This is a genomic window from Methylobacterium sp. JK268 (assembly GCF_054052225.1).
Map to the genome: position 1 here is coordinate 1 of NZ_JBSVZN010000062.1, position 8,756 is coordinate 8,756.

The window sequence follows — 8,756 nt, forward strand, 5'->3', positions numbered from 1 at the left end:
AGTCCCCTTGGGAGCGCCACCTTCCCGAATTTGCCCATTATCTCCAAAGACTTAGCGTCGGTGGGACCTTTACCCCCATCCGCGGTGGGACCCGGCCTGCGCGTTTCGAGGAGCGCCATCGCGCGGTCAGCGAGGCCCGCGCGCTGTGCGGCGCGGGTGTAGCGCTCCACCTCCTCGATCGTCTGGTGGCCTGTCACGGCCATGATCTCGTGGGGCGTTGCGCCGCGCTCGGCAAGGCGAGCGGCCGTCGCCTTGCGCAGGCCGTGGGCCGAGCAGTGCGGCAGTCCGGCCTCGTCGCACCATGACCGGAATCGGTTGCCGAACCCCGCGGTCGTGAAGGGCTTGCCGTAGTCCGTCACCAGGAAGACGAGCTGCGTCGCCGGGACGGCCGCGATCGCTGCGGCGAGGTCGGGGAAGAGCGGGATGTCGACCTCGACCGGCTTGCGGTGCTCGTTCTTGGCCTGGGTGTAGCGCAATCGCCCTCCCCGCACGTGCTGGCGGCCGAGCCGGGTCGCGTCCTCGCGCCGGCAGGCCGTATAGAGCAGGATCGCGAGCGCGAGGCGGGCCTTCGAGCCGATCGGGTGACGGGCCTCGAACCGCTCGACCTCGTCGAGGGTCCAGCTGTGGAAACCCTTCGAGACGTAGGCGACCCGCTTGACGTCGCGCGTCGGGTCCGCCTCGACGAGATCCTCCTCCATCGCCCACACGAAGAGCGCGCGCAGCGCCTTGAGCATAGTGTTGGCGGCGGCTGGCGTCTCCGCTTTGGCATCGCGCAACTTGCGGACGTGGCGCGCCTGCATCATGGCGATCGGGTGATCGCCCTTCTCGGCCGCGATCTCCTTGAGCGCCCGGGCCTGCCATGCGCGCGTCGAGGTGTCGAGCCGCTTGTAGGCCGGGCTCGTGAGGTAGGCCTGCATCACGGCGGCGAACGATCCGGGCCCCACGCGCGTCGGCGCGGGCGCGGGCGCGGGCGCTGCGCTCGCGAGTGCGGCCTCGTAGGCGCGCCGGAATTCGGGGGAACCTGGCAACCCAGGCAGGCGCACCTTCGCCGCCGGGCGGCGCCGGAAATAGTAGCGGACGTTGCCGTGCCGGTCGGTGTCGGCCACGACGTAGGGCAGGTCGATGCGGACCACCGGGCTCAGTCCCATGGATTCGACGCCTCATCCTCGCCCAGCAACGCGTCGAGCGCCACGTCGAGACGCCGCAGATCCCAGAGCACGCAGCCGCCGACCTTCTTGCCTCTCGGCACCAGCCCGTCGCGCGCCATCTCGTCGAACTTCGATGGGCTCACCCCGACGTAGCGCGCCGCCTCCTCGCGGCGCAGACCGCGGCGCGGGGCGACCTCGAGGCGGGGCACGGGAACTGCGCCGTTGTCCTGGCCGCGCGCCACTGTCACCCTCCCCTCTTGCGCATGATCATCGTCTGGTCTGCGATCAGTTCATGGGACGGTGTCGCAGGTCCGGACAGTCGCGCCCGTTCTCGCCACAGGTCACCAAGAACTCTTCCTTGCTCACGACTCTGGCGGTTGCTTCCAGCCGCCGCAGCAAATGGTAGTGCGACAGGCTCGCACATTGCGCGATGCTTCGCGTGCGAAAAGTTAGCGTGTCCGGGCCGGCGAGCAGCCCGGTTTCTATGACCAAGCAGAGGATGATCGGGCTCATCGCGCCTACCTCATCCGCCATTCACGGGAGCGGGCTCGCAGTATTGGAGCACCTTTCGCCCCGAAGGCGCCCGGAGCCGCAGCGTCTCGACCAAAGCCGGGCCGACCTCGCGGCAAACTTCAAGCTCCATTGGCACCTGCAGCTTGTTCACGTTGTCGCCCCCGCCGGGAGCGGCGCCCACGATCACCATGACGAGCAGAACTTTACCCATGATCATTATCTCCTTAGGTGAACTTGAATGCCGGAAACCGCCTCCGCCCTCACCGATCCGCCGCCTCCTGCCGCCGGGCATCCGCCAGCGCCTCCTCCAGCACCCGCACCCGGGCGAGGAGAGCCACGGTCACGTCGTCGGCCGGCCGCCAGTCGCCACCCGCAAGAGCCGTGTTGGCCGCGCGCAGGACGGAGACCAGCCCAATCGCCTCATCCCGCTCGGCCGTCACGGCAGCCAAGGCGGTCTCTGCCGCCAAGAGATCCCGCCCCGCGTCAGCAAGCTGCTCGCTCAAGCGGCGCCGTTCTGACGCCTCGGCCTGGGCAGCGAGCCTGTAGTCGTCCCTCTCCGCCTCTACCTCAGCGACCCTGGCCGCGAGATCAGCCCGCGCCGCCGCGGCCACCTGCCCCCACACCGCGCGGCCCTCGGGCTCTAGATCATCCCAGGCCGGCGCGGCGCCGCGCGGCCCGAGCGTCATGCCGGTCCATCGGGCCTCGTAGGCGGCGCGGGCAGCGTCCGACATCAGAAATCCCCCGGCGCGACTTGGCAGCAGACGATGCCGCGGGCGCGGTACATCGCGACCACGGATGCCCGGTCCTCGAAGACGAGCGACGGCTTGCGGCCCTCGTCCAGCCACTCGGTCTTCAGCACCGTGTCCGGGCGGTGGTCGCCGGCCTTGCGCGTCCGGATCAGGATGTGGCCGAGGCCGTGCGCGGCGAGCCACGCCGTCGTCTTGTCCATCACCTCGTCGGAACGGCCCGACCAGATCTCGACCTCGGCGCCGGTGGCGTGGAGGGCGAGCAGCACCCGGATGATCGGGTGGCAGGGCTCGTCCTTGTCGCAGGCCGCGTAGAAGCCGCGCCAGTCCTTCTCCCGGCTCGGCCGCTCCAGGAAGTGCGCGCGGTGCTCCGTGAGGGCGAGCGTGCCGTCGAGGTCGAACACGACGAACATGCGGCGTCTCACTGCATTGGTCAGGTCGTTGCTCACGTCCGATCCTCCTGATTGGGCGTGAGGGGCGGCGCCCGCGATGCTGCGAACCGGAGCCGCGTCTTGAGGCGCTATGCCGGTGCCAACGCAGGTCGGACAGGGTCTGTCCAAGGGCCAGCCGCACAGGGCGTCATCGTCCGCTCCGCCCCAGGCGGACGCGCCCGCCCCCTCCTCCGCAGGCACGCTTGCGGCGATGCACGCGAACCGACCGTCTTCAGGGTCATACAATTTCGCCGCGGTGAGGATGTTCTCTAACGACTTGGTTGCGTCGGCGTCGAAGTCCTCAGATCCATCCCCGGCTTCGTATCCCTTTACATTCAGTAGTCCCGCGAGCAGCTTCTCTGTGTAGAGCATGCCGGCTACGAAGACCTGATGCAGGGGGCTGTCGTAGGCGGGCGGATCCCCGACGCAAAAATCCCAAGGCTTGCATGCGTCGGAGAGGACTGCGTCTGCGTCCGCCCGCGCGTTCGTCGCCTCCACCACGGCGAGGCGGGCAGCGGTGTGGTGGAACCCGGCCATGTAGGCCCGGTTGAGCGCGCCCACTATCGTGCAGGCGATGCCCCGAGCGTCCTTTGCCAGCGCCACGATCTCCTCGGCGATCTGCTCGAACGTCAGGCCGGCGTCAGGGTTAAGGTGCGGCTCGGTCCTGCGCAGATCCGGCTGCGTGGGGAGGTCATCGGTCATGGTGGTCTCCTCTCACGAAATCACCGCGAAGCAGCGGGGCGTGGAACACGCGGCATGCAGGTGGCCGTTGATCCGGGCGCGAGCCCAACCGATCGTGCCCTCGCCGCAGGCCGGGCAGGGCACCTCGCCGCTGCTGCCCTCGCGCGGGATCGCGGAGCCGGCGACGATCGAGCGCTCCATCGCCTGCCGGAAATACGCCTTCCAGGTGGCGCGCTCCGCCTCGGTGTACTCCTCGCGCCCGTCGCAGGAGCGGCCGTCGCGGTGGGGCGGCGGCATGCACTTCGCGGATCCGCCCGGTTCGGCGTTGTCGAGGCCGAGCGCACACTGCGGGCCGCCCGGGTCGCCTCGCATCATCCCGCGCAGCCCGGTGCTGCGGTAGCTGTAGTGCCGGCAGTGCTCGTTCGCCCTGAGTGGCGCGGGCGGCGGCGGGCCGACGACGTGGTCCGCGAGGATCTCGGCGAGCGGCCGGCTGCGGAAGGGCTCAGCCATGGCGCACCTCCGGCATCTCGTCCCAGGTGCGGCCGTCGAGGAGGCGCCCGGCGGCCTTCTTGCCGATGCGGAGGCAGTCGGCTGCCATGTCGTGCCGGCAATGGTCGAAGTGTCCGAACCCGGGGCCGCCCGTCCATCCGTTGAGGTGGCGCAACTGGTCGACGTCGATCCAATCGCCGTGCTGCTTGAAGTGGTACGCCACACCGGCCGCGGAGCAGTGGTCCCGGATCGATCGCGCCCATTCCGCCGGCATCGGTCGCGCGCCCGGGCCGCTCTCGCCGCCCACGATCACGAGGTGGATGCCGGTCAGGTCGAACTCGCCGAGGTCTTCGAGCAGCGGCTCGCACGATAGGAACCGCACGCGCGCCGGCACCGCCCGCAGGTGGTCGACGTTGCGCAGCCGCGCCCGGTCCTCGACGGTCGTCCCGAGCCACACGTTCGGCCAGCCGTCGCCCCATGCCGGCGCGCCGATGTCCGGCCCTGGCAGCATCTTCGCGATGTTCTGCGGGCGCTTCGTCAGCAGCAGGAAGTCGAGATTGGGCGCGCGATTGATGAAGTGCCACGCGTCGTTGCGCCAGCGGTCTTCCACCTGGTTGTCGAAGAAGTCGGCCAGCGAGTTCGAGAACACGCGGTGCCGCTCACCGGCCGCCGCCGCGGCAGCATCCCACTTTACGAGCTTGCGCCAGTTCGCGGGCGTGGTGCGGCGACGCTGGCCATCCCACAACTCGGGATGCCCGGCACGTTTCGCCCAGGCGAAGGCGTAGCAATTATCGCAGGCCGGGGTGATCGCGGTGCAGCCCACCCAGAAATTCATCGTGTGGTGCGCCCACTCGATCTTCGTGTTCTCAGCCACGGGCCACCTCCCGCCCCCGCAGGGCATTGACGAGATCCGCGAGCGCCGCGCCCGGCATGCGCAAGAGGGTGGTGATCAGCAGCTCCGCGGTCGCGAGCGCGATGGCGATGAGGTCGAGGAGGGTGGGGCGGGGCATGTCAGGCTCCTAGTGCTGAGGGATCGGCCCGCCCTGCGTCGGGCGGGGTGGCGTCGTCGCAGACCGGGCGGGCGGAGAGGGCCAAGAGCACGTCCCCGTGGCAGGGGGAGCCGATCGGGCAAAAGCACGCGACGTTGCAGCCCCTCAGCCTGGGCAGCCCCACCGTCCGCAGCCATTCAGGCCAGGCGTGATGCAGGCTCCTGGGATGGGCGTTCCGGGCGAACTGCAGGCCGCCCGGCCCCATCTGGAAGGTCTGCGTCCCGCCCTGGCAGTGCCGCCGGAACGCTTCCACCGCCTGCCCGACGTCGCTGGTGTGTACGAACGGGTTGCCGAAGAGCGTCGGCCTCGCGACGTTGACCGCCGGCAGCCCGTTGGTCGCCAGGCTGACCGCCTGCAAGTCGAACCCCTTGCGCCTCGACAGGCGGAGACGGACGGGCGTGAATATATGGCTCACGCGAACATCTCCTGCTGCTCGGGGATGCTTTCGCGGGTCTTGGCGTTGGCGTCGTACTGCTCAAACGGCACGTATCGCCAAGCGCGCCGGTTGACCCAGCGCTGGACCTTCTTGAGCAAGATCGGCGTCCAGTCGTGGCGGACCGCCGGCGTCTTCTCCAAGGCATTGAGCTTGATGAACGGCTGTGCGTAGGGCTCGCCGCCCCAAGCGATGACGCGCCGGATCCGGTCCATGCAGACGTCGACCGGCTCGTGACCGATCATCGTGTAGACTTGCTTCCGGCGGGGCGGGACGTCCCTCAGGAGCCGGAACGCGCGCTCGACGGCCGCGCCCTCGCCCACCTCATCGAAGCCGAAGCGCCAGGGGCCGCGCAGGATGGGCTTCCAGCGAGCAAACACCTCGTCATCGAAAGTCGCTGGCTCGAAGCCGCTGTTGGCGTCCAGGAGCGGCACGCCGGCCGCCACGTAGCGGTCCACGATGTGCTGCTGGTACTCGCGGGAGAGCGCCGAGAGGTTGTTGTCGCAAAGCACCGGCCGGACTGGGAAGTTCTCGATCTCGGTGAAGGTCCGGCCCTCCATCTTCGGCACGATGCAGAACCAGCACCCGACCGAGCACCCGCGGCTCGCCATCGTCGCCATGGGGTTGTGGCGCACGATCGCCTCGCCGGCCGGCAGGTCGCCGCCGATCTCCGCCACGTCCGCGAGGAAGTGCTTGCGGGTGAAGATGCCCGGCCCGCCCGCGCGGACCTTGAAGCCCTGGGCGCGATAGAAGACGGCCCGCTGGTAGGCGTCGTGCAGTCGCCAGGTGAAGGCGATGGACAGATGCGCAGTGCCGTCCTCGACCCATTCGGCGAGGCCGCCAGTCCAAGCGCCTGTGCTCCAGTTCTTGGGGCGAGCAGCGGCCATCACTCACTCCGCCGCAAAGAGGGGGATGTCGGCCGCGGGGCGGGCCCGACGCGGACGCTGCGCCTCCTCGCGGTAGTTCGCGGAGACCAGGGCCTCGGCCATGCCGGGGCAGACCGAGTTGCCGCACATGCGGCCCTGCTGCTCCAGGGTGAGCGGGATGGTCGTCCCGTCCTCCAGCTCGCCGCGGTCGATGACGTAGTCGGGCCGGAATCCCTGCGCGGCGAAGCGCTCGCGCGGCGTCAGCATCCGCATCCCGATATCCACGATGGCCCAGGGCTCGCCCTGGATCTCGACCGTGACGACCCCGTGCCGGGGCTTGACGGTGATCGTGTGCACCGGGTCCGTGACGGGCTGGGACGGCAGCCCCGCGCCGTAATACTTCGCCAGGAAGGCGTAGACCGCGGCGGCGTGGTTGCCCTGCGCCGAGGTGGTCGGGGCCGGCGCGTCGATCGGGCCGCCCCGCCGGTCGGAGCCGCGCAGGTTCAGCATGTGCGCGGCAACCACGTTCTGGTGGCCGCCGGCCGCCGTGATGGTCGATACGGGCGCGCGTGCGTCGCAGCCTGGGTTCACCTCGCCGCCGCGCGCGGTGTTGTGCTGGGCGAGGAAGGCAGCGACGACCGCCGCCTTCCCCGCGCCACCGGCCGTGATGGTCCCGACGGGCTCGTCCGCGGCCGAGCCGACCGAGGCGCCGAACTGCCGGGAGAGATGGACCGCCGCAAGGCTCCCCTCGTTCCCGGTCGGAACGATGACCGGGGCCGGCTCGTCAACGGCGCGGGTGCGGGGATCCTGCCCGGGCCGCTCCCCGTAGCGGGGGACCAGGAAGGGGGCGGCCACGATGTGATGCCCTCCCGTCGTGATGGTCGACAACGGCGCATCGGCTGAACCGCCCGCATGGCCCGTCGTGCTCGTCACCAGGAGCGGCGTCACCACGGCGACCCCGCCGGCCGTCGCGATCGTCGTGACCGGGTCCTCCGCCGAGTGGACGCCCTTGCGCGCCGGATCGCCGGAGGTCTGGTCGACGCGGATCAGGTGGGGGGCGACGAGCCCGAGCGGCGCGGCGCCCCCGGCGCGCGCGCCCTGATGCGAGGTGATCGTGTTGACCGGCTCGTCCATGTGGAGGATGCGCTGCGCGCCGGCCTTGCGCAGGAGCGCCTCGACCTGGGTCCGGGACTCGGCGACCGCGACCTTGGTGTCCTCGGCGTAGCGGTGGGTCATGCTGCCCTCGCAGCGTCGAGGGCGTCGATGACCTCGCTCGGCACGTCGAAGAAGCCCAATTGCCCGCGGCAGGCCACGAAGGGCACCGGTTGCGCGTTGGCCATCACGAACGCGTAGCGGCCCACGAACCATGGCGAGGCGTGTTCCTGGACGCAGCCGATGATTTCGGCGATGCCGACAACCCCGCCGCGCTGCAGTTCATCGTAGGGCAGCAGCGCGACGCCGGAGGGGAATGGATGCGTTCGACTGATCGCGCGCGCGGTGTCGAGAAAGTCCTCGTACTCCGCTCGTGTCATCCCTCTCGATGCGTGGATGAGAACCGGGCCGCGGAAACGCGTGGACCAGTCCCGGTTCTCGACGTCCTTGCAGCCGCCCACGATCGCCCAAGCCCAAGGCTGGCGGACGGACAGGGCCTTGGTCGGGAGGTCAGCCATCGGTCCGCTCCATCTCGGCCGCCGCCGGGGCAGGCGCGTCGGGGGTCGGGCGAGGCGCCTGCGGGGCCGGTGCTGGGTCGTCCGGGTCGGGACGCGGGGCGAAGGCGCCCGGCTCCCGCGCCTCGATCTCCGCGAGGAGCCGCCCGGCGAGGCCGGCCGGCTGGCCGTTCTCAAGGCGGGTGACGGCGTCGCGGAACGCGGCGAGCGGCACGCCGTGCTGGAGCGCGATCGACAGGATCACCGCGATGTCCCGGGCGTCGTCGGTCATCGCGGACGCCAGCTTGTGGCAGTCCAAGAAGATCTCGACGATCGGCGTGCCCGGACGGGTCCGGCCGAGGCCGGCGGTGTAGCGGGTGCCGACCGGGTCGTGAGGGCCGCGCGAGAACACGAAGTCGAAGACGTCGTGGCCGCGCCGCTGGGGAAGCTGCTCGCGCGCCATCAGTGCAGCCCTCCCGCCACCGGCCGCTCATCCGCGCCGCGCCCGTCCTGCGCGCCCTCCAGCGCCTCCGACAGGCCATCGCGCAGGGCCCGGGCGCCGTCCGGCGTCAGCGGCAGGATGGCGATCGGCCGGCCGTCCGCGGACCAGAGCTGCAGGGTGAGGATCCCACAGCCGCAGGTGCAGCCGCGCAGGCGGTAGGCGGAGGCGATGGGGACGAGGTGGGACATCAGGCGGTCCTTCTCCGGGCGGCCGGCGCCGCGTGCGCCTTGTTGATCGCCGCGGCCGCGGCCT

At 70.6% G+C, this 8,756-nt stretch carries 15 protein-coding genes; all 15 read right to left on the minus strand.

Annotation, left to right across the window (positions count from 1 at the left end):
* Positions 1-1,148, minus strand: a 1,148-nt coding sequence (locus tag ACW9J6_RS34210) for a tyrosine-type recombinase/integrase (RefSeq protein WP_457120778.1), incomplete at its 3' end; no start/stop codon positions are given.
* The gene (locus ACW9J6_RS34215) at positions 1,139-1,357 is read right to left on the minus strand and encodes a helix-turn-helix transcriptional regulator (protein WP_457120779.1); all 219 of its coding nucleotides are present in this window, start codon (positions 1,355-1,357) and stop codon (positions 1,139-1,141) included. The genes ACW9J6_RS34215 and ACW9J6_RS34210, both read right to left, overlap by 10 nt.
* 76 nt (positions 1,358-1,433) lie before the next feature.
* Positions 1,434-1,661 carry a hypothetical protein gene (locus ACW9J6_RS34220; protein ID WP_457120780.1) on the minus strand — a complete coding sequence of 76 codons (228 nt, stop codon included), beginning with the start codon at positions 1,659-1,661 and terminating at the stop codon, positions 1,434-1,436.
* A gap of 10 nt (positions 1,662-1,671) precedes the next feature.
* Positions 1,672-1,872: a hypothetical protein gene (locus ACW9J6_RS34225; RefSeq protein ID WP_457120781.1), complete on the minus strand. Its 201-nt coding sequence runs from the start codon at positions 1,870-1,872 to the stop codon at positions 1,672-1,674.
* Between the two features lie 49 nt (positions 1,873-1,921).
* On the minus strand, positions 1,922-2,392 hold the full coding sequence (locus ACW9J6_RS34230) for a hypothetical protein (RefSeq protein WP_457120782.1): 471 nt from the start codon (positions 2,390-2,392) through the stop codon (positions 1,922-1,924).
* On the minus strand, positions 2,392-3,540 hold the full coding sequence (locus ACW9J6_RS34235; protein WP_457120783.1) for a phosphatase domain-containing protein: 1,149 nt from the start codon (positions 3,538-3,540) through the stop codon (positions 2,392-2,394). The genes ACW9J6_RS34230 and ACW9J6_RS34235 overlap by 1 nt, the downstream gene beginning before the upstream one ends.
* 12 nt (positions 3,541-3,552) lie before the next feature.
* Complete coding sequence (locus ACW9J6_RS34240; RefSeq protein WP_457120784.1) at positions 3,553-4,029, minus strand: hypothetical protein; 477 nt, start codon at positions 4,027-4,029, stop codon at positions 3,553-3,555.
* Entirely contained in the window at positions 4,022-4,882 is an 861-nt protein-coding gene (locus tag ACW9J6_RS34245; RefSeq protein WP_457120785.1) for a phage Gp37/Gp68 family protein, read from the minus strand. Before ACW9J6_RS34245 ends, ACW9J6_RS34240 begins: the two co-directional genes overlap by 8 nt.
* Positions 4,875-5,018 carry a hypothetical protein gene (locus ACW9J6_RS34250; protein ID WP_457120786.1) on the minus strand — a complete coding sequence of 48 codons (144 nt, stop codon included), beginning with the start codon at positions 5,016-5,018 and terminating at the stop codon, positions 4,875-4,877. The genes ACW9J6_RS34245 and ACW9J6_RS34250 overlap by 8 nt, the downstream gene beginning before the upstream one ends.
* A gap of 1 nt (position 5,019) precedes the next feature.
* Entirely contained in the window at positions 5,020-5,472 is a 453-nt protein-coding gene (locus tag ACW9J6_RS34255) for a DUF4326 domain-containing protein (protein ID WP_457120787.1), read from the minus strand.
* Positions 5,469-6,377, minus strand: a complete 909-nt coding sequence (locus ACW9J6_RS34260; protein ID WP_457120788.1) for a hypothetical protein — start codon at positions 6,375-6,377, stop codon at positions 5,469-5,471. The genes ACW9J6_RS34255 and ACW9J6_RS34260 overlap by 4 nt, the downstream gene beginning before the upstream one ends.
* A 3-nt stretch (positions 6,378-6,380) precedes the next feature.
* On the minus strand, positions 6,381-7,592 hold the full coding sequence (locus ACW9J6_RS34265) for a hypothetical protein (protein WP_457120789.1): 1,212 nt from the start codon (positions 7,590-7,592) through the stop codon (positions 6,381-6,383).
* Positions 7,589-8,026 (minus strand): ASCH domain-containing protein, encoded by a 438-nt coding sequence (locus tag ACW9J6_RS34270; protein WP_457120790.1) that lies wholly within the window; start codon positions 8,024-8,026, stop codon positions 7,589-7,591. Before ACW9J6_RS34270 ends, ACW9J6_RS34265 begins: the two co-directional genes overlap by 4 nt.
* A complete protein-coding gene (locus tag ACW9J6_RS34275; protein WP_457120791.1) occupies positions 8,019-8,465 on the minus strand; it encodes a hypothetical protein in 447 nt (148 codons plus the stop codon). The genes ACW9J6_RS34270 and ACW9J6_RS34275 overlap by 8 nt, the downstream gene beginning before the upstream one ends.
* A partial coding sequence (locus ACW9J6_RS34280) for a hypothetical protein (RefSeq protein ID WP_457120792.1) occupies positions 8,465-8,756 on the minus strand: 292 nt, incomplete at its 5' end. The genes ACW9J6_RS34280 and ACW9J6_RS34275, both read right to left, overlap by 1 nt.